This is a genomic window from Ensifer sp. VA4, from assembly GCF_055710065.1.
On the sequence record NZ_JBVQPO010000008.1, the window covers coordinates 264,703 to 284,607 of the forward strand.

The 19,905-nt window shown below is 63.5% G+C and carries 14 protein-coding genes; 10 read left to right on the top strand and 4 right to left on the bottom strand.

Going from position 1 to position 19,905, the window contains the following annotated elements; genetic code table 11:
- The first annotated feature begins 218 nt into the window (after positions 1-218).
- The 7 genes from AC0C6X_RS16285 to AC0C6X_RS16315 all read left to right on the top strand — a co-directional run bounded on the left by AC0C6X_RS16285 (position 219) and on the right by AC0C6X_RS16315 (position 12,177).
- Positions 219-2,681, top strand: a complete 2,463-nt coding sequence (locus tag AC0C6X_RS16285) for a glycogen/starch/alpha-glucan phosphorylase (protein ID WP_173520659.1) — start codon at positions 219-221, stop codon at positions 2,679-2,681.
- Positions 2,678-4,888, top strand: coding sequence for a 1,4-alpha-glucan branching protein GlgB (gene glgB, locus AC0C6X_RS16290; RefSeq protein ID WP_173520350.1), 2,211 nt, complete (start codon positions 2,678-2,680; stop codon positions 4,886-4,888). The genes AC0C6X_RS16285 and glgB overlap by 4 nt, the downstream gene beginning before the upstream one ends.
- Before the next feature lie 120 nt (positions 4,889-5,008).
- A complete protein-coding gene (glgC, locus tag AC0C6X_RS16295) occupies positions 5,009-6,271 on the top strand; it encodes a glucose-1-phosphate adenylyltransferase (RefSeq protein WP_173520349.1) in 1,263 nt (420 codons plus the stop codon).
- An 11-nt stretch (positions 6,272-6,282) separates the two neighbouring features.
- The gene (gene glgA / locus AC0C6X_RS16300) at positions 6,283-7,725 is read left to right on the top strand and encodes a glycogen synthase GlgA (RefSeq protein WP_173520348.1); all 1,443 of its coding nucleotides are present in this window, start codon (positions 6,283-6,285) and stop codon (positions 7,723-7,725) included.
- 6 nt (positions 7,726-7,731) lie between these two features.
- Positions 7,732-9,360, top strand: coding sequence for an alpha-D-glucose phosphate-specific phosphoglucomutase (locus tag AC0C6X_RS16305; protein WP_173520347.1), 1,629 nt, complete (start codon positions 7,732-7,734; stop codon positions 9,358-9,360).
- Between the two features lie 290 nt (positions 9,361-9,650).
- The gene (glgX, locus tag AC0C6X_RS16310) at positions 9,651-11,615 is read left to right on the top strand and encodes a glycogen debranching protein GlgX (protein WP_173520346.1); all 1,965 of its coding nucleotides are present in this window, start codon (positions 9,651-9,653) and stop codon (positions 11,613-11,615) included.
- Between the two features lie 73 nt (positions 11,616-11,688).
- Positions 11,689-12,177: a MaoC family dehydratase gene (locus AC0C6X_RS16315; protein WP_173520345.1), complete on the top strand. Its 489-nt coding sequence runs from the start codon at positions 11,689-11,691 to the stop codon at positions 12,175-12,177.
- 104 nt (positions 12,178-12,281) lie between these two features.
- On the opposite strand, the gene soxG is transcribed toward AC0C6X_RS16315, so the two are convergent.
- Genes soxG through AC0C6X_RS16335 form a run of 4 tightly spaced genes read right to left on the bottom strand, consistent with a single transcriptional unit; the run spans position 12,282 to position 17,400 of the window.
- Positions 12,282-12,833, bottom strand: a complete 552-nt coding sequence (gene soxG / locus AC0C6X_RS16320) for a sarcosine oxidase subunit gamma family protein (RefSeq protein ID WP_173520344.1) — start codon at positions 12,831-12,833, stop codon at positions 12,282-12,284.
- Complete coding sequence (locus tag AC0C6X_RS16325) at positions 12,826-15,819, bottom strand: sarcosine oxidase subunit alpha (protein ID WP_472954033.1); 2,994 nt, start codon at positions 15,817-15,819, stop codon at positions 12,826-12,828. Before AC0C6X_RS16325 ends, soxG begins: the two co-directional genes overlap by 8 nt.
- Positions 15,816-16,136 carry a sarcosine oxidase subunit delta gene (locus AC0C6X_RS16330; protein ID WP_173520342.1) on the bottom strand — a complete coding sequence of 107 codons (321 nt, stop codon included), beginning with the start codon at positions 16,134-16,136 and terminating at the stop codon, positions 15,816-15,818. The genes AC0C6X_RS16325 and AC0C6X_RS16330 overlap by 4 nt, the downstream gene beginning before the upstream one ends.
- A gap of 10 nt (positions 16,137-16,146) precedes the next feature.
- Positions 16,147-17,400, bottom strand: a complete 1,254-nt coding sequence (locus AC0C6X_RS16335) for a sarcosine oxidase subunit beta family protein (protein WP_173520341.1) — start codon at positions 17,398-17,400, stop codon at positions 16,147-16,149.
- A gap of 327 nt (positions 17,401-17,727) precedes the next feature.
- Here AC0C6X_RS16335 and rpsU point away from each other — a divergent pair, with 327 nt between their 5' ends.
- The 3 genes from rpsU (at position 17,728) to AC0C6X_RS16350 (ending at position 19,828) form a co-directional block, all read left to right on the top strand.
- A complete protein-coding gene (gene rpsU, locus AC0C6X_RS16340) occupies positions 17,728-17,940 on the top strand; it encodes a 30S ribosomal protein S21 (RefSeq protein WP_034786884.1) in 213 nt (70 codons plus the stop codon).
- Between the two features lie 365 nt (positions 17,941-18,305).
- Positions 18,306-19,193, top strand: a complete 888-nt coding sequence (locus AC0C6X_RS16345) for a tetratricopeptide repeat protein (protein ID WP_173520340.1) — start codon at positions 18,306-18,308, stop codon at positions 19,191-19,193.
- Positions 19,194-19,351: 158 nt separating this feature from the next.
- A complete protein-coding gene (locus AC0C6X_RS16350) occupies positions 19,352-19,828 on the top strand; it encodes a DUF992 domain-containing protein (protein WP_173520339.1) in 477 nt (158 codons plus the stop codon).
- Positions 19,829-19,905 lie beyond the last annotated feature (77 nt).

Here is a 19,905-nt window from a genome sequence, read left to right on the forward strand (position 1 = left end):
TCAGAACCTGCATCCTTCAAGCCGCCCGGTCACGCCAGGCGGCTTTCGCGTTTAGGTATTGCGGCTCCGTTCCGCCAGCGAGTTCCGTAGCTTGAGACAATTCTAATCCATTTAAAAACATCTGTTGCAAGCGCTTCGGATCGATGCATAAATTGCCCTATCCCCGGTCGGTTCCGGCCTGCGACCTCCCAACGCAAAAGGGTAAAGACAGTTTCATGATGAACAGGCTCTCCACCAACGAAGTGCCGCAGCCCGCCCCAAGGTCGTCTGAACCCGGCCAGCTCGCCGTCGAAATCCTCGAACGTCTGAAGTATCGTATCGGCAAGGATCCGAAGGTCGCTAAGCCCCATGACTGGCTGACGGCGGCGATCCTGGTCGCCCGCGACCGCATCACCGACAAGTGGATGGATTCCACCCGCAAGACCTACGCGACCGGTGCCAAGCGCGTCTATTACCTGTCGCTCGAATTCCTCATCGGCCGGCTGATGCGCGACGCGATGACCAATATCGGCCTGATGGACGAGATGCGCGACGCACTCGCCTCTCTCGGTGTCGATATCGACGTCATCGCCGAGCTCGAGCCGGACGCAGCACTCGGCAATGGCGGTCTCGGCCGTCTCGCCGCCTGTTTCATGGAATCGATGGCGACCGTCGACGTGCCCGCCTATGGCTACGGCATCCGCTATATGCACGGCCTGTTCCGCCAGCAGATGGCTGACGGCTGGCAGGTGGAACTGCCGGAGACCTGGCTCGCCCACGGCAATCCCTGGGAATTCGAGCGGCGTGAAAGCTCCTACGAGATCGGCTTCGGCGGCGTGGTCGAAACGGCCAACATCGACGAGGAGATCCAGCGCTTCGTGTGGAAGCCGGCCGAGCGCGTCATCGCCACCGCCTTTGACACGCCCGCCGTCGGCTGGCGGGCAAAGCGCGTCAACACGCTTCGCCTCTGGACGGCGCAGCCGATCGACCCGATCCTGCTTGCGGCCTTCAACGCCGGCGACCACATCGGCGCGCTGCGCGAGAGCAACAAGGCGGAAAGCCTGACCCGCGTGCTCTACCCTGCCGACGCTACGCCGGCTGGCCAGGAACTGCGGTTGCGCCAGGAATACTTCTTCTCTTCCGCCTCGCTGCAGGACATCCTGCGCCGGCACCTGCAGCAATATCCGGATTTCAACTCGCTGCCGGACGCCGTTGCCATTCAGCTGAACGACACCCACCCGGCCATTTCCGTGGCGGAGCTGGTGCGGTTGCTCACCGACGTGCACGGTCTCGATTTCGAGCGGGCCTGGGACATCACCCGCCGCACGATCTCCTACACCAACCATACGCTTCTGCCGGAAGCGCTCGAAAGCTGGCCGGTGCCGCTCATCGAACGGCTGCTGCCGCGCCACATGCAGATCGTCTATGCGATCAACGCCAAGATCCTGATCGAGGCGCGCAAGCAGAAGGGCGCCACCGACGACGAGATCCGCAACATCTCGCTGATCGACGAGAGCGGTGAGCGGCGGGTGCGCATGGGCAACCTCGCCTTCGTCGGCTCGCACTCGATCAACGGCGTTTCGGCGCTGCATACGGAGCTGATGAAGGAAACGGTCTTTGCCGACCTCCACAAGCTCTACCCCGAACGCATCAACAACAAGACCAACGGCATCACCCCGCGCCGCTGGCTGATGCAGTGCAATCCCGGGCTCTTCGGGCTGATCCGTGACGCGATCGGCGATGAGTTCATGGACAATACCGAGGCGCTGCAGGCGCTCGATGCCTTCGCCGACAAGGCGGATTTCCAGGAGCATTTCGCTGCCGTCAAGCGTGCCAACAAGGTCCGCCTCGCCCAGCTCGTCCAGAGCCGGCTCGGCATCAGGCTCGATCCGTCGGCGATGTTCGACATCCAGATCAAGCGCATCCACGAATACAAGCGCCAGCTCCTCAACATCGTCGAGGCCGTCGCGCTCTACGACCAGATCCGCTCGCATCCGGAGCGGGACTGGGTGCCGCGCGTCAAGCTCTTTGCCGGCAAGGCGGCGCCGAGCTATCACAACGCCAAGCTGATCATCAAGCTCGCCAATGATGTCGCCCGGGTCGTCAACAACGATCCGGCGGTACGGGGCCTACTCAAGATCGTCTTCGTGCCGAACTACAACGTCTCGCTCGCCGAAATCATGGTTCCGGCCGCCGATCTGTCCGAGCAGATCTCGACCGCGGGCATGGAAGCCTCGGGCACCGGCAACATGAAATTCGCGCTGAACGGCGCGCTGACGATCGGCACGCTCGACGGCGCCAATGTCGAGATGCGCGACTGGATCGGCGAGGAAAACATCAAGATCTTCGGCATGACCGCCGAGGAAGTGGCGAAGGCGCGTGCCGAAGGCCACAATCCGCGCGCCATCATCGAGGGCTCGCCCGAACTGTCGCAGGCCCTCCAGGCCATCGCCTCGGGCGTCTTCTCGCCCGATGACCGCAACCGCTTCTCCGGCCTCGTCGACGGCATCTACAATCACGACTGGTTCATGGTTGCCGCCGATTTCGAAGCCTATGCCAAAGCGCAGCGCGAGATCGACCAGCTCTGGACGAATCCATCCGACTGGTATGCGCAGGCGATCCGCAACACCGCACGGATGGGCTGGTTCTCGTCCGATCGCACCATCCGGCAATATGCCGGGGAAATCTGGAGAGCTGGATGACGCCTTCGGCCGGCAAGGACCCGGAACCCGCAGCTTCAGGTCTGCTGTCAGCGCCGGAAATCGCGGCCATTCTTTCGGGTACGCACGATGATCCTTTCGCGGTCCTCGGCGTACACTCCGCCGGCAAGGCCATCCTTGCCCGCTGCTTCATCCCCGATGCCGAGACCGTTGCGGTGGAAACGCTCTCGGGCAAGGAACTCGGCACGCTCGAACGCCGTGACGATGCCGGTTTCTTCGAAGGTCCCATCTCTCTGAAGAAACCCCAGCCCGTGCGCTATCGCGCCCGCAACCAGGGCGGCGAATGGGTCGTCATCGACCCCTACAGCTTCGGGCCGGTCCTCGGGCCGATGGACGACTATTACATCCGCGAAGGTTCACACCTCCGGCTCTTCGACAAGATGGGCGCACATCCGATCCATCACGATGGCGCCGACGGCTATCACTTTGCCGTCTGGGCGCCCAATGCCAAGCGCGTTTCCGTCGTCGGCCAATTCAACAATTGGGATGGCCGGCGCCACGTCATGCGGCTGCGTGCCGACACCGGCATCTGGGAGATCTTCATCCCAGGCGTCGAGGCCGGCCTTGCTTACAAGTACGAGATCCTCGACCGCAATGGCACGCTGCTGCCGCTGAAGGCCGATCCTTTTGCCCGCAGGTCCGAGCTTCGTCCCAACACCGCTTCGGTGACGACGCCGGAGATCGCGCAAACCTGGGAGGACGAGGCGCATCGCAAGCACTGGGCGACGGTCGATGCGCGGCGCCAACCGATCTCGATCTACGAGGTCCATGCGGGCTCCTGGCAGCGCCGCGACAATGGCGAGATGCTTACCTGGGACGAACTCGCCGACCGGCTGATCCCCTATTGCGTCGATATGGGCTTCACCCACATCGAGTTCCTGCCGATCTCGGAGTTTCCCTTCGACCCGTCCTGGGGCTACCAGACGACCGGCCTCTATGCACCGACCGCCCGCTTCGGCGAGCCCGAGGGCTTTGCCCGCTTCGTGAACGGCTGCCACAAGGTCGGCATCGGCGTCATCCTCGACTGGGTGCCGGCGCATTTCCCGACGGACGAGCACGGGCTTCGCTGGTTCGACGGCACCGCGCTCTACGAGCACGAGGACCCGCGCCAGGGCTTCCACCCCGACTGGAACACGGCGATCTACAATTTCGGCCGGCAGGAGGTGCTGTCCTACCTCGTCAACAACGCGCTCTACTGGGCCGAGAAGTTCCATGTCGACGGACTACGCGTCGATGCGGTCGCCTCGATGCTCTACCTAGACTATTCGCGCAAGCATGGCGAATGGGTGCCGAACGAGTATGGCGGCAACGAGAACCTCGAAGCGGTTCGCTTCCTGCAGACGATGAACACCCAGATCTACGGCATCCACCAGGGCATCCTGACGATCGCCGAGGAATCGACCTCCTGGCCGAAGGTATCCCATCCGGTTCATGCTGGCGGCCTGGGTTTCGGCTTCAAGTGGAACATGGGCTTCATGCACGACACGCTGCAATACCTGTCGCGCGAGCCGGTGCACCGCAAGTTCCACCACAACGACCTGACCTTCGGCCTGCTCTACGCCTTCAGCGAAAACTTCGTGCTGCCGCTCTCCCATGACGAAGTGGTGCATGGCAAAGGCTCGCTGATCGCCAAGATGGCCGGCGACGACTGGCAGAAGTTCGCCAATCTCAGGGCCTATTACGCCTTCATGTGGGGCTATCCCGGCAAGAAGCTCTTGTTCATGGGCCAGGAATTCGCGCAATGGCGCGAATGGTCCGAGGACCGCGCGCTCGACTGGAACCTGCTCGAATACCACCTGCACGAAGGCATGCGCCGGCTGGTGCGTGACCTCAACGGCACCTATCGCGCCAAGCCCGCCCTGCATGCGCGCGATTGTGAAGGCGACGGCTTCGAGTGGCTGCTTGCCGACGACCGCGACAATTCGGTCTTCGCCTGGCTGCGCAAGGCGCCCGGTGAGAAGCTCGTCGCCGTCATCACCAATTTCACGCCCGTCTACCGGGAGAGTTACGCCATCCCGCTGCCGGTCCAGGGTCGCTGGAAGGAGATCCTCAACACCGACGCGGAAATCTACGGAGGAAGCGGCAAGGGCAACGGCGGCGCCGTCTACGCCGAGAAGAGCACCACGGGAGCGACAATCGCCAACATCACGCTGCCGCCTCTGGCGACACTGATGCTGGAGCAGGAATAGACTTCATTCGGTCCGCCAGCCGAAATCGGCAGGCGGCATGAGACTGTAAGATTCGAGGGTCGCAAGGCGTCGCCAAAAGCCGCCGTGACGACCCCGGAAGTCAATGATTGGGGAGGACAAATGGTGGAAAAGCGTACGCAACCTCTGGCACGTGATGCCATGGCCTATGTTCTCGCCGGCGGTCGCGGCAGTCGCCTGAAGGAGCTGACCGATCGGCGGGCGAAGCCGGCGGTCTACTTCGGCGGCAAGGCCCGTATCATCGACTTCGCGCTTTCGAACGCGCTGAATTCCGGTATCCGCCGTATCGGCGTCGCCACCCAGTACAAGGCGCACTCGCTGATTCGCCACCTGCAGCGCGGCTGGAACTTCTTCCGTCCGGAACGAAACGAAAGCTTCGACATCCTGCCGGCCAGCCAGCGCGTTTCCGAGACGCAATGGTACGAAGGCACCGCCGACGCCGTCTACCAGAATATCGACATCATCGAAGACCACGGCGTCGAATACATGGTCATCCTCGCCGGCGACCACATCTACAAGATGGACTATGAATTGATGCTGCAGCAGCACGTCGATTCCGGCGCCGACGTCACCATCGGCTGCCTCGAAGTGCCGCGCATGGAGGCGACCGGCTTCGGCGTCATGCATGTCGACGACAAGGATCGCATCATCGCCTTCGTCGAGAAACCGGCCGATCCGCCCGGCATTCCCGGCAATCCCGACATGGCGCTCGCCTCCATGGGCATCTATGTCTTCCACACGAAGTTCCTGATGGATCTTCTGCGCCGCGACGCCGCCGATCCGAAATCGAGCCGCGACTTCGGCAAGGACATCATCCCCTACATCGTCGACAACGGCAAAGCGGTCGCGCACCGGTTTACCCAGTCCTGCGTGCGCTCCGATTTCGAGCGCGAGGCCTATTGGCGCGACGTCGGCACCATCGATGCCTATTGGCAGGCCAATATCGACCTCACCCATGTGACGCCGGAACTCGACATCTACGACAGCACCTGGCCGATCTGGACCTTCGCGGAGATCAAGCCGCCGGCAAAGTTCGTGCACGACGATGAAAACCGCCGCGGCTCGGCGACCTCGTCGCTCATCTCCGGCGACTGCATCATCTCGGGCGCAGCACTCAACCGCAGCCTGTTATTCACAGGCGTCAGAGTAAATTCATATTCCCGTCTGGAGAATGCCGTAGTTCTTCCCGATGTGAAGATCGGTCGCCACGCGACGCTGCGCAACGTGGTCATCGACAGCCGTGTCGTGATCCCGGAGGGCCTCGTCGTCGGCGACGATCCGGAGCTCGATGCCAAGCGTTTCCGGCGCTCGGAAAACGGTGTCTGCCTGATCACGCAAACGATGATCGACAAGCTGGGGATGTAGGTCTGCCTTCCATGAACGTCCTGTCCGTTGCGTCCGAAGTCTATCCGCTGGTCAAGACCGGGGGGCTCGCCGATGTCGCCGGCGCGCTCCCGACAGCGCTTGCGCCGCACGGCATCAAGACCCGCACCCTCCTGCCCGGCTATCCCGCCGTGCTGCAGAAGCTGAAGAAGAAAAAGAAGGTCGGCGCCTTCGAGAACCTGTTCGGTAATCCGGCCACGATCCTCGCCGCTGAGATCGATGGCCTGGACCTCCTGGTTCTCGACCAGCCGGCGCTCTACCAGCGAGACGGCGGTCCCTATGTCGATGCCACCGGCCGCGACTATGCCGACAATTTCCGTCGCTTCGCCGCACTCTCGCTTGCAGCAGCCGAGGTCGCCGCCGGCGATGTCGTCCCCGGCTGGAAGCCCGACATCGTCCACGCCCATGACTGGCAGACGGCGCTGACGCCGGTCTACATGCATTTTGGCCGCGCCCCCGCGACGCCGACGGTCATGACCATCCACAATATCGCCTTTCAGGGCCAGTTCGGCGCCTCAGTCTTCCCCGAGCTCGCTCTTCCTCCGGAAGCCTTCTCGATGCAGTTCGTCGAGTATTACGGCGATGTCGGCTTCCTAAAGGGCGGGATGCAGACGGCAAGCGCGATCACCACCGTCAGCCCCTCCTATGCCCAGGAGATCCTGACGCCCGAATTCGGCATGGGCCTCGAGGGTCTGTTGAAGAGCCGCGTTTCCGACTTGAGCGGCATCGTCAACGGCATCGACGCCGACATCTGGAACCCGCAGACCGACCCGCACATTGCGCAGAACTTCAGCGCGACGACCCTGAAGCAGCGCGTCGGCAACCGTCGAGCGCTGGAAGAACGCTTCGGTCTCGAGAAGGGCAACGGTCCAATCTTCTGCGTCGTCAGCCGGCTCACCTGGCAGAAGGGCATGGACCTCGTCGCCGAGGTCGCGGACGAAATCGTCGCGATGGGCGGCAAGCTCGTCGTGCTCGGCTCCGGCGATGCGGCGCTCGAGGGTGCGCTTCTGGCGGCTGCCTCCCGTCACCGCGGCCATATCGGCATGGTCACCGGCTACAACGAGCCGCTCTCGCACCTGATGCAGGCAGGCTCGGACGCGATCCTCATTCCGTCGCGCTTCGAACCCTGCGGCCTGACCCAACTCTACGGCCTGCGCTACGGCTGCGTGCCGGTCGTCGCCCGCACAGGCGGACTTGCCGATACGATCATCGACGCCAACGAGGCCGGGCTTTCGGCCAAGGTCGCCACCGGTTTCCAGTTCACCCCGGTCACCGCCGACGGGTTGCGGCTTGCGGTGAGGCGCGTATTGCGCGCATACAACGAGCCCAAGGTCTGGGCGCGAATTCAGACCCAGGGCATGAAATCGGACGTTTCGTGGGCCACAAGTGCCGAGCGTTACGTCTCTCTATATTCCGGTCTTCTCGGGAAAGGTTAAGTCAGCATGATAAGAACGGTTACCACAACCCCCTATGGCGACCAGAAGCCTGGCACGTCAGGGCTGCGCAAGAAGGTCCCGGTCTTCCAGCAGAAGAACTATGCCGAGAACTTCATCCAGTCGATCTTCGATTCGCTCGAAGGCTTTCAGGGCGAAACACTGGTGATCGGCGGCGACGGCCGCTACTACAACCGCGAAGTCATCCAGATCGCCATCAAGATGGCGGCGGCCAACGGCTTCGGCCGCGTGCTCGTCGGCCGCGGCGGCATCCTGTCGACGCCGGCCGCCTCCAACGTCATCCGCAAATACAAGGCCTTCGGCGGCATCGTGCTTTCGGCCAGCCACAATCCCGGGGGCCCGACCGAAGATTTCGGCATCAAGTACAATATCGGCAATGGCGGCCCGGCGCCGGAAAAGGTCACCGACGCGATCTTTGCCCGCAGCAAGGTGATCGACAGCTACAAGATCGCCGACGTCAGGGACATCAACCTCGACCTCGAAGGCACGCAGGAGATCGAAGGCATGACCGTGACGGTCATCGATCCCGTCGCCGACTATGCCGAACTGATGGAGAGCCTGTTCGATTTCGCAGCCATCCGCAAGCTGATTGGCGGCGGCTTCCGCGTCGTCTTCGACGCGATGAGCGCGGTCACCGGCCCCTATGCCAAGGAGATCATCGAGAAACGCCTCGGCGCGCCCAAGGGTTCGGTGATGAACTTCATGCCGCTGCCGGACTTCGGCGGCCACCATCCGGACCCGAACCTGGTGCATGCCCGCGCGCTCTACGAGACGATGATGGCGCCCGACGCACCGGACTTCGGCGCCGCATCGGACGGCGACGGCGATCGCAACCTGATCATCGGCCGCGGCATCTTCATCACCCCTTCGGACAGCCTGGCGATGCTCGCCGCCAATGCGCATCTGGCGCCCGGTTACGCCAAGGGCCTCGCCGGCATCGCCCGCTCGATGCCGACCAGCGGTGCGGCCGACCGCGTCGCCGAGAAGCTCGGCATCGGCCTCTACGAGACGCCGACCGGCTGGAAATTCTTCGGCAACCTGCTCGACGAAGGCATGGCGACGATCTGCGGCGAGGAAAGCGCCGGCACCGGCTCCAACCACGTGCGCGAGAAGGACGGCCTCTGGGCAGTCTTGCTGTGGCTCAACATCCTCGCCGTGCGCAAGGAAAGCGCCCTCGACATCGTCCAGAACCACTGGGCGACCTACGGCCGCAACTACTATTCGCGCCATGACTACGAGGAGGTCGATACCGACGCGGCCAACGGCCTGATCGCCAACCTGCGCGACCAGCTCGCCACGCTTCCAGGCAAGTCCTTCGGTGCGCTCAAGGTCGCAACCGCCGACGACTTCGCCTACAACGATCCAGTCGACCATTCGGTCAGCAAGAACCAGGGCATCCGCATTCTCTTCGAGGGCGGCTCCCGCGTCGTCTTCCGCCTCTCCGGCACCGGCACTTCGGGCGCGACGCTGCGCGTTTACATCGAGCGCTTCGAGCCGGACCCGGCGCGCCACGACATCGAGACGCAGGAAGCGCTCGCCGATCTCATCGCCGTCGCCGACGAGATCGCCGGCATCAAGGCGCGCACCGGCCGCACCGAGCCGAGCGTCATTACCTGAGATACTGAATGATCGGGCCGCTTCATGCGGCCCTTTTTCTTTTGCCGCTTTACCCCCCTCTGCCCTGCCGGGCATCTCCCCCACAAGGGGGGGAGATCGATTTGTGGCACCGCCCTGCCCGACGATGGCACCGACGTTGCAAGAGCCACGGCACCGGTGAACCAAGACATCGGGTCGCCGGAGAAATAGGAGGCTGCCGCATCCAATCTCCCCCCTTGTGGGGGAGATGCCCGGCAGGGCAGAGGGGGTGAACCGGATACGACTTCGATATCAAGAAGAGGGCCGCCTTCATGCCGACCACCGGATTGCCACCGCTCGGTGCCACGATCACCTCAGAAGGTACGCAGTTTGCCGTCTGGTCGCACGATGCCGCCCGCATCGACCTCTGCCTTTTCGACAAGACCGGCGCCCGGCAATTGCGGCAGTTACCCATGCTGCGGAACGGCGACGTCCACACGCTGACGGTTGCCGACGCGCCGAAGGGAACGCGCTACGGCTTTCGCGCCGACGGCGTCTATTCGCCCGACCATGGGCTCTGGTTCGATCCCTCCAAGCTGCTGGTCGACCCCTATGCCGTCGAACTCGACCGGCCTTTCCGGCATGATCCGCGCCTGACGATTTTTGGCGAGGACACCGCCGATCTGGTGCCGAAGGCCATCGTCACCGAAGTGAAGGCAGTCAAAGTGAAGGCGCCGCTCTTTCGCGCCGGCGGCCTCATCTACGAGATCGCCGTCAAGCCCTTCACCATTCTCCATCCGGATGTCCCGAAGGCGAAGCGCGGCACCGTGGCGGCGCTCGCCGAGCCCGCCGTCATCGAGCATCTGAAGCACCTCGGCGTCTCTGCGGTCGAATTGATGCCGATCGTCGCCTGGATCGACGAGCGCCACCTGCCGCCGCTCGGGCTGAAGAACGGCTGGGGCTACAATCCGATCGCGCCGATGGCGCTCGACCCGCGACTGGTGCCGGGCGGCGTCAAGGAATTGCGCAAGACGGTCGAGGCGTTGCGCAAGGAAGGCATCGGCGTCATCCTCGACCTCGTCTTCAACCATTCCGGCGAGAGCGATCGCTTCGGCACCACGCTGTCGATGCGTGGCCTCGACAACCTCACCTATTACCGTCACGTCACCGGCCAGCCGGGCGACCTCATCAACGACACCGGCTGCGGCAATACGATTGCCTGCGATCACCCGACCGTCGAGACGCTGATCCTCGACAGCCTGCGCCATTTCGTTCGCGCCGCCGGCGTCGATGGCTTCCGCTTCGATCTCGCCTCGATCCTCGGGCGCGACATGGGCGGCTTCCACCGCGATGCCAGACTCTTCCAAGCGATATCAGCCGATCCGCTGCTTGCCGACCGTGTGCTGATCGCCGAGCCGTGGGACGTCGGCCCCGGCGGCTACCAGCTCGGCAATTTCCCCTCTCCCTTCCTCGAATGGAACGACCGCGCTCGCGACGACATCCGCATCTACTGGCGCGGCGACCGCCACGCGATCGGCGCTCTGGCAACGGCGCTTGCCGGCTCGTCGGAGAGCTTCGCCCGCTGGGGCGAGAGCGGCACGCGCACGGTGAACTTCATCGCCGCCCATGACGGCTTCACGCTCGCCGACATCGTTTCCTACGCTGGCAAGCACAACGAGGCCAATGGCGAGGAGAACCGCGACGGCCACAACGAGAACCACTCCTGGAACAATGGCGCCGAAGGTCCGACCACCGATCCGGAAATTCTGGCAGCCCGACGCCATGACGTGATGGCGCTCATCGGCACGCTGTTTTCTTCACGCGGAACGATCATGCTGACCGCCGGTGACGAAGGCGGCCGGAGCCAGGGCGGCAACAACAACGCCTATTGCCAGGACAACGCCATAACCTGGCTCGACTGGACCGCGATGGATGACGAGATCGTCGCCCACACGGCGGCACTCTCGGCAATGCGCCACCGCTTCGACGTGTTCGACCAAACCACGTTCCTCACCGGGAACGGCGATGTCGAATGGCGGCGCCTCGACGGGCAACCGATGACGACAGGCGATTGGGAACACCCGGCAACGGACAATCTGATGATGGTGCTGACCACCCGCGACCGTCTCCAGAAGCGGGTGGCGCGCCTCGCCGTGGTCATCAATCGCAGCCATGCGCCGCACCCCTTCCGCTTGCCCGACAGCATCGACGGAAAGTGGCAAGACGCGCTGACGGCGTCATTCCCCGCCGATCACGTCGCGCCGCGCTCGGTCTCCTTCCTCGTCGAGGTTTTCTAAAGCTTTTCCACCACTTGCAGGTTGCAACGGGCGAGCCTATAGAACGCTCGGGGGCTTGTTTCGAGGCGTTCACATGCTGCAGGACATTTCACTTTCTGAGATCAAGGGACTGGTCGGCAAGGAGGTCGGCGTTTCCGACTGGATCACGGTCACCCAGGAAACGATCGACAAGTTCGCCGAGGCAACCGGTGACTATCAATACATCCATGTCGACCCGGTCCGCGCCGCCGCCGAGACGCCCTTCGGCGGCACCATCGCGCACGGCTTCCTGTCGCTCTCGCTGCTCTCGGCGATGAACTACAATTGCCTGCCGAAGATCCGCGAACAGACGATGGGCATCAACTACGGCTTCGAGAAGGTGCGCTTCGTCGCGCCGGTGAAGAGCGGCGCCAAGGTGCGCGGCCACTTCACCATGGCCGATGCCCGCTTCCGCGGCGCCAGCATGCTGATGATTACCTACGACGTCAGCGTTGAGATCGAAGGCGAACGCAAGCCGGCGCTCACCGCCACCTGGCAGACGATCATCCAGTTCGATCCCAAGGACCGACCCGCCGATGCCTGAGAAGCGTGACCGGATCGTCCGATCCGGAACGCCCTGCTGGTACTTACGTCTCGCCTGAAAAATCGAAAGCCGGGAAGCGCTTGCGCACCTCCCGGCCTTTGCATTCAATGGCTCGCGTCGGCAGCGCCTTCCGACAAGAGCCCGAAGACGAAGGGCGAGAAGGATCGCCAGCACTCGACACGGAACTGATCCTCAGCCGTACGGAAGAGGATGATCTCCGCCTTGCCGAAGATCGTGCGCGAGCAGGCGCCGACCGGAAAGATCGCTGGCGACAGATCCTGCGGGCAGCCGCTGTTGATCGCCACGTCCGCGCCCGGACCGCTGACGATGACGGCAACGTTGCGGTGCGAGATGTCGACCGCCGAATGCAGCGTACCGCTCGAGGCAGCGGCTCCCATCAGGTCGGCCTCGCTCTCGTCAAACACCAGCCACTCGTCTGGACCGATCCATAGCGCATGGCGCTGGCCGCTCGAGGCCGAGGTCTTCGGCCGCGTCGGAAGTGTCACGCCGAGCGCCGCCGAGAGTGCCGGCAGCGCATCGGCGCCGGCCCTGAGCGAGATGCGCGTTGCCGCCGGTGCCGGCGTCAGGATCGCCTCGGCCGAACCGCCGCGCGAGGTGAGCGCCGCCCTGCGGCTTGCAATTGCCTGGTCAGCCATGGAGGCGGCCCCCTTCCTTGTCAAAGAACACCATGTCGCTCACTTCGACGGCGATGGTGCGATCGGTCATCGGCACATAGAGCGTCTGGCCGAGGCGCTCGCGGCCGCCGGCAACCATTGCCAGCGCGATCGAGCGACCGCAGTTTTCCGACCAGTAGGACGACGTCACGTGACCGAGCATGGTCATCGGCTTCGGCTGGTTCGGGTCGGCAACGATCTGCGCGCCTTCCTCCAGCACCACCTTCGGATCCTTGGTCAGCAGGCCGACCAGTTGCTTGCGCCCCGACTTGACGAGATCCGGCCGCTTGAGACCACGGATACCGACGAAGTCGGGCTTCTTCTTCGAGACAGCCCAGGAGAGGCCGGCATCGTCGGGCGTCAGGGTGCCGTCGGTGTCCTGGCCGACGATGATGTAGCCCTTCTCGGCGCGCAGCACGTGCATGGTTTCCGTGCCATAGGCGCAGGCGCCCATCGGTTCGGCCCGCGCCCAGATCGCTTCCCAGACCGCCTGGCCGTAATCGGCAGGCACGTTGACTTCGAAGCCGAGTTCGCCGGTGAACGACATGCGGAAGAGCCGGGTCGGCACGCCGCAGATCTTGCCCTCGGCAACGCTCATATGCGGGAAGGCCTCGTTGGAAAGGTCGATGCCCTCGACGAGCGGTGCGATGATCTCTCGCGCCTTCGGACCCTGCACGGCGATGACGGCCCATTGCTCCGTGGTCGAGGTCAGCCACACCTTCAGGTGCGGGAACTCGGTCTGCAGATAGTCTTCCATGTGGTTCATGACGCGCGGCGCACCGCCGGTCGTCGTCGTCACGTGGAAGCGGTCCTCTGCCAGGCGGCCGACCACGCCGTCGTCATAAACGAAGCCGTCGTCGCGCAGCATGATGCCGTAGCGGCAGCGGCCGGGCTTCAGATTGTCCCAGGCGTTGGTGTACATCAGATTGAGGAACTGGGCGGCGTCCGGGCCGACGACCTCGATCTTGCCGAGCGTCGAGGCATCGAAGACACCCGCGACATCACGCACCGTCTTGCATTCGCGCGCGACCGCCTCGTGCATGCCCTCGCCGGAGCGCGGGTAGAACCAGGCGCGCTTCCAGTTGCCGACATCCTCGAATTCGGCGCCATGCGCCTCCTCCCAGGCATGCATCGGCGTCTTGCGCGCCGGATCGAAGAGGGGCCCACGCGAATGGTTGACGATCGTACCGAATGTCACCGGCGTGTAAGGCTGGCGGAAGGTAGTGAGCCCCACCTGCGGGATGTCCTTGCCGAGCGCTTCGGCGGCAATCGCCAGGCCATGCATGTTGGAAAGCTTGCCCTGGTCAGACGCCATGCCGTTGGTGGTGAAGCGCTTGATGTGCTCGATCGAGTGCATGCCTTCACGCACCGCCAGACGAATATCCTTGGCGCAGACGTCGTGCTGGAAGTCGATGAAGGCCTTGACGGTCGTGTCCGGCCCTGCGCCTTCCGCAGCGCCGATCATGCCGCCGGTCCAGCCGAAGCGGTTTTCACCCGAAAGCGTCACCTGCGTGCCGCCTTCGGCACCGGCAGCGCGGGCCGTCAGTTCACCCGCGGCAAGCGCTTCGTCGATCGTTGCCTGCAGGTCGTCGGTACCGTTGCAGGCGCCGATCGAAAGGCAATCCTGCAGGTAGGTGCCCGGCAGGAAGCGCTGCGTCGCCGCATCGAACTTCACCTTGCCGCGCGACTGCGAGAACAGGTGCACCGACGGCGTCCAGCCGGCCGAGACCAGGAGCGCATCGACGGCGATCTTGCGTGCCGAGCCGCCGCCATTGCGGGCGACGCTGATCGAGTTGACCCGCAGCTTGCCGCCGGCCTTGATCACCGAGTGCCCGGTCAGCACTTCGATGCCGAGCTTGCGTGCTTCGGCAAGCACCGCCTCGCCCGGATTTTCGCGGCAATCGACGATGGCCGCTACCGAAACACCGGCCCGCTTCAGGTCGAAGGCGGCTTCATAGGCCGAGTCATGGGCGGTGTAGACGCCGACCTTCGAGCCGACGGCAACGCCGAAATGGTTGAGATAGGTGCGGCCGGCCGAAGCGAGCATGATGCCCGGACGGTCGTTGTTGGCGAACACCATGTGCCGCTCGATCTGGCCGTTGGCGAGGATCACCTTCTTGGCGCGGACCTGCCACAGCCGCTCGCGCGGCAGCGACTTGTCGAGGGCGGCCAGATGATCGGTCACGCGTTCGACGAGACCGACGAAATTGTGGTTGTAGTAGCCGAAGCCGGTGGTGCGGGTAAGCACGGTGACGTTGTCCATCTCAGCCAGCGTCCCCGCGGTCTGCTGCGCCCAGTCCCAACCGTCCTTGCCGTCGATCGTCGTGCCGCTTTCATAGCGAAGCGCGCCACCCATTTCCGGCTGCTCGTCGCAGATGATCACCTTGGCACCGGCCTTGGCGGCCGCGAGTGCAGCCGAGAGGCCGGCGACGCCGCCACCGATGACGAGCACGTCGCAATGAGCATAGCGGCTGGCATAATGATCCGGATCGGCTTCCGTCGGCGCGACGCCGAGGCCGGCGGCACGGCGGATGAAGGGTTCATAGATCGCGTGCCAGGCAGCCTTCGGCCACATGAAGGTCTTGTAGTAGAAGCCGGCGGCGAAGAACGGCGACAGCAGATCGTTGAAGCCACCGACGTCGAAGGCGAGCGACGGCCAGCGGTTCTGCGATTCCACCTTCATGCCGTCGAAGACTTCCTGCACCGTAGCGCGTACGTTCGGCTGGCGACGGGCGGCGTCGCGCGCGACGTCGATCAGCGCGTTCGGCTCCTCGGCGCCGGCCGAAAGAATGCCGCGCGGGCGGTGATACTTGAACGAGCGGCCGACGAGATGAATGCCGTTGGCGAGAAGCGCCGAGGCGACCGTGTCGCCTTCGAGCGCCGTCAGCGTGCGGCCGTCGAAGGTGAAGCGCGCGGTGCGTGCCGGTGTCAGGCGGCCGACGCCTGGAATGCGATTGGCCCCCATCATTTTGCGGCTCCCTTGTCCTGCTCGCTCTGAAGAATGGCTGATATGTCGGGCTTAGGCTCGCCAGCCTTGTAGGTGGTGTAGAAGCGGTCGCTGACCGTGTCGCGGGCGGCGTTGAAGAAACGGCCGCAGCCATGGATATGGCGCCAGCGCTCGAAGATTAGACCCTTCGGGTTCTGACGCAGGAAGAAGTATTCCTCGAATTCCTCGTCGGTGATGTCGGCGATATTGGCCGGGCGGGCGATATGGGCGTCGCCGGCGCCGCGGAATTCGAGCTCGGAGCGCTCTTCCTCGCAATAGGGGCAGTAGATCAGAAGCATCTCGAAATCCTCAGTGCGCAACAGCGGCGGCTGCCGCTTCGTCGATGAGCCGGCCGGTGCGGAACCGCTCGAGCGTCAGCCCGGCGGCCAGACGATGCGGCTCGCCCCGCGCGATCAGATGGGCGAAGAGGTTGGCCGAGCCCGGCGTCGCCTTGAAGCCGCCCGTACCCCAGCCGGCGTTCAGGAACAGGCCGGGTACCGGCGTGACGCCCTGGATCGGCGAGCGATCCTGGGTGACGTCGACGATGCCACCCCACTGACGCATCATCTTGACGCGGCGGAACATCGGGAAGAGCTCGCAGATCGCATCCAGCGTATGGGTGATGATCTGCAGGCCGCCGGTCTGCGAATAGGAATTGTACTGGTCGGTGCCGGCGCCGATGACGAACTCGCCCTTGTCGGACTGCGAGATATAGGCGTGCACCGAGTTCGACATGACGACGCAGGGGAAGATCGGCTTCAGCGGCTCGGAGACGAGCGCCTGCAGCGGCTGGCTCTGCAGCGGCACGCGGACATCCGCCATCTGCATCAGCACCGAGGTATGGCCGGCGGCGGAAATGCCGACCTTCTTGGCGCCGATATGGCCGCGATTGGTGTCGACGCCGACGACCCGGCCGGTTTCGTCGCGACGGATGCCGGTCACCTCGCAGTTCTGGATGATATGGACGCCACGGTCGGAAGCCGCACGCGCATAGCCCCAGGCAACCGCATCGTGGCGTGCCGTGCCGCCGCGGCGCTGGAGTGCTGCACCATTGATCGGGTAGCGCGCCGTCTTGGCGATATCGAGCGGCGGGCAATAGGCCTTGGCCTGCTCCGGCGTCAGCCACTCGTTGTCGATGCCGTAGAGACGGTTGGCATTGATATGGCGCTTGAACGACTGCTGGTCGTGGATGTTGTGCGACAGCATCATGACGCCGCGCGGCGAATACATGACGTTGTAGTTCAGATCCTGCGACAGGTTTTCCCAGAGCTTCAGCGAATGCTCGTAGATGTCCATGCTCTCTTCATAGAGATAGTTGGACCGAATGATCGTCGTGTTGCGGCCGGTATTGCCGCCGCCGATCCAGCCCTTTTCGAGCACCGCGACATTGGTGATGCCGTGTTCCTTGGCGAGGTAATAGGCAGCGCCGAGGCCATGGCCGCCGCCGCCGATGATGATGACATCATATTCCTTGCGCGGCTCCGGCGACGCCCAGTGCGGGCCCCACCCCTTGTGGCCGCGCAACGCCTCGCGCGCCACGGCGAAAACTGAATATTTGCGCATCGGCCTCTACTCCATGAACCCCGATCTCATTGGCGTTAGAAATCGCAAATCCGGAGCCTGCGCAACGTTTCTTTTGCGACGCAATTGAGTAGACTTGCGCGCAGTTGCGACATGGCCCCGGATCGGTTGCTTTCGGCGCGGGAACGGCCGCCGCAAACCGCATCCGAGGATTTTTCAGCGCTTCCTCATGTCGTCGCTGGACTTTCGCCTGATGATCTGGTATCCGCTCGTCTAATCGTAAAGCTTCCAGCTTAGCGAATGTCATTCTTTTGCCTCCGGCACCTGACGGAGCTGCAAACAACTCGAACCAAAGGAACGGGATTTCACGTGCAGGTACTTGTCCGCGATAACAATGTCGATCAGGCGCTCCGCGCTCTCAAGAAGAAGATGCAGCGTGAAGGCATTTTCCGCGAAATGAAGATGCGCGATTACTATGAAAAGCCGTCCCAGAAGCGCGCCCGCGAAAAGGCTGAAGCCGTTCGCCGCGTCCGCAAGCTGGCACGCAAGCGTGCACAGCGCGAAGGCCTCCTGGCCCGCTGATTTGTCGTTTTTTCGACGCTTTCCGATGTAAGTCGTGGCGGGGGCGAATTATCGCCACCGCCTTTTTTGGTATGGACATCTTTTCCGACGACAGGTTAGCGTGATCGACGCTGCCGGTGACGGATGGCCGACCGGAGCGTTTGACCGGACGGTTTGCCGAGGCACGATGAAGCCCGGCTGCGGAGCCCGCGGGGAGTTTCAGCGGCTCTGCTGCATAATTCCTTAAATCGGAATCGATTTGAGGACAAAATTATGCAGAAACTCAACGTATTGCAGCGACTTCGGCGTCCTCGAAAGACACGCGGCGCTGTAAGGAACGGAAAGCCGACGGCTTTCGAGACCTTGTCGATTTGAGGGATCAACCTTTGACACTTGCTGCCATGACTGCGGACGTCTCCGGTTTTACTGTCCATGAGGCGTCTCGCCGCCACCAGCGCAAGCCGAGGCTTGCCGCCATGCTGCTCCTCGGTTCGGCCCTTCTTCTCGCAGGCTGCACGACCGACGGCCCGGACTCGATGACCAACAAGGTCGAGCGCGAACAAGGCTCGCAGGAAAACATCGCCTCGCTCTCGAGCGTGATCGCCTCGAACCCGAGCGATCCGGAAGGCTACAACGTCCGCGGCTCCGCCTATGGCCGCGCCGGCGAATACCGCCGGGCGATCGCCGATTTCGACCAGGCGATCCAGCTCAACCCACGCTTCTACCAGGCCTATGCCAATCGGGCGCTCGTCCATCGCAACATGGGCAACACCCAGGCAGCGCTTGCCGACTACAACATGGCGCTGCAGCTGAACGCCAACTACGATGTCGCCTATATCGGCCGCGGCAACCTCTATCGTCAGGCCGGCCAGCTCGATTCCGCCTTCAACGATTTCAACAAGGCGATCCAGCTCGACACGACCGATCCCCGTGCCTATCACAATCGCGGCCTGATCTATCAGGCACGCAACCAGCACGGCCAGGCGATCGAAGACTTCTCGACCGCGATCTCGCTGTCGCCGAGCTCGCCGGAACCCTATAACGGCCGCGGCATTTCCTATGTCGCCCAGGGTGACGACGACAACGCCTTCTCCGACTTCAACACCGCGATCAACCTGAACGGCAAGGTCGCCGAATCCTGGGCCAACCAGGCATTGATTTATGAGCGCAAGGGCGACAAGGTCAAGGCGTCGAAGTCCTACGCGCACGCCTTGCAGCTCGACCCGAAGTATGAGCCGGCGCGCGCAGGCCTTGCCCGCGTGAAGGCTTCGTAAGCCTCCCATCCAAGCTCTCTGAAACGCCCGCGACCGCATCGCGGGCGTTTTCATTTGTAACGTCTGCTTCTTCGCTTTTCGCGGGGCCGTCAGTCGCGGCGGAACCTTCCCGGCCACCATCCGTTTGCCCAAAGGCGTTATAGAACGGAGACAGAGCCATGATAAAACGAACCTTCGTCACGGTGCTGGCGCTGGCTGCGCTTGCCGCAGGCCCCTCCGCCGCCCAGAACTACACCACGCTCGGCCGGCTCGTCTGCGGTTCGGAAGGCGGCACCGGCCTGATCGTGACCTCGACCAAGAACCTGATGTGCACCTTCACGCCCGCCAATGGCGGCCCTCGCGCCGTCTATGCCGGCAAGATCCGCAAGATCGGCATCGATATCGGCCAGACGGGAAAAACCACGATGATCTGGGACGTGCTGGCCAAGACCGGGACGCCGTTGACCGAGTATGCCTTGGCCGGTGAATATGTCGGCGTCGGCGCTGATGCGAGCGTTGCCGTCGGCGGCGGCGCCAAGGTGATCGGCGGCGGCACCAACAAGGCCTTCATGCTGCAGCCGGTCAATGTCCAGGTCCAGGAAGGCCTCAACGTCGCCATTGGCATCGACGCGTTGACCTTGGTGCCGGCTGGCTAGAACATCCCGCTTTCAAGTGGCATCACTGAAAGCGGATAAGATGCTCTAAAATTAAAGTGCTAGAGCGTCCTTTGTGC

Coding starts and splice junctions, on each gene's coding strand:
- AC0C6X_RS16285 (WP_173520659.1), top strand. CDS start 219: ATGAACAGGCTCTCCACCAACGAAGTGCCGCAGCCCGCCCCAAGGTCG.
- glgB (WP_173520350.1), top strand. CDS start 2,678: ATGACGCCTTCGGCCGGCAAGGACCCGGAACCCGCAGCTTCAGGTCTG.
- glgC (WP_173520349.1), top strand. CDS start 5,009: ATGGTGGAAAAGCGTACGCAACCTCTGGCACGTGATGCCATGGCCTAT.
- glgA (WP_173520348.1), top strand. CDS start 6,283: ATGAACGTCCTGTCCGTTGCGTCCGAAGTCTATCCGCTGGTCAAGACC.
- AC0C6X_RS16305 (WP_173520347.1), top strand. CDS start 7,732: ATGATAAGAACGGTTACCACAACCCCCTATGGCGACCAGAAGCCTGGC.
- glgX (WP_173520346.1), top strand. CDS start 9,651: ATGCCGACCACCGGATTGCCACCGCTCGGTGCCACGATCACCTCAGAA.
- AC0C6X_RS16315 (WP_173520345.1), top strand. CDS start 11,689: ATGCTGCAGGACATTTCACTTTCTGAGATCAAGGGACTGGTCGGCAAG.
- soxG (WP_173520344.1), bottom strand. CDS start 12,833: ATGGCTGACCAGGCAATTGCAAGCCGCAGGGCGGCGCTCACCTCGCGC.
- AC0C6X_RS16325 (WP_472954033.1), bottom strand. CDS start 15,819: ATGATGGGGGCCAATCGCATTCCAGGCGTCGGCCGCCTGACACCGGCA.
- AC0C6X_RS16330 (WP_173520342.1), bottom strand. CDS start 16,136: ATGCTTCTGATCTACTGCCCCTATTGCGAGGAAGAGCGCTCCGAGCTC.
- AC0C6X_RS16335 (WP_173520341.1), bottom strand. CDS start 17,400: ATGCGCAAATATTCAGTTTTCGCCGTGGCGCGCGAGGCGTTGCGCGGC.
- AC0C6X_RS16350 (WP_173520339.1), top strand. CDS start 19,352: ATGATAAAACGAACCTTCGTCACGGTGCTGGCGCTGGCTGCGCTTGCC.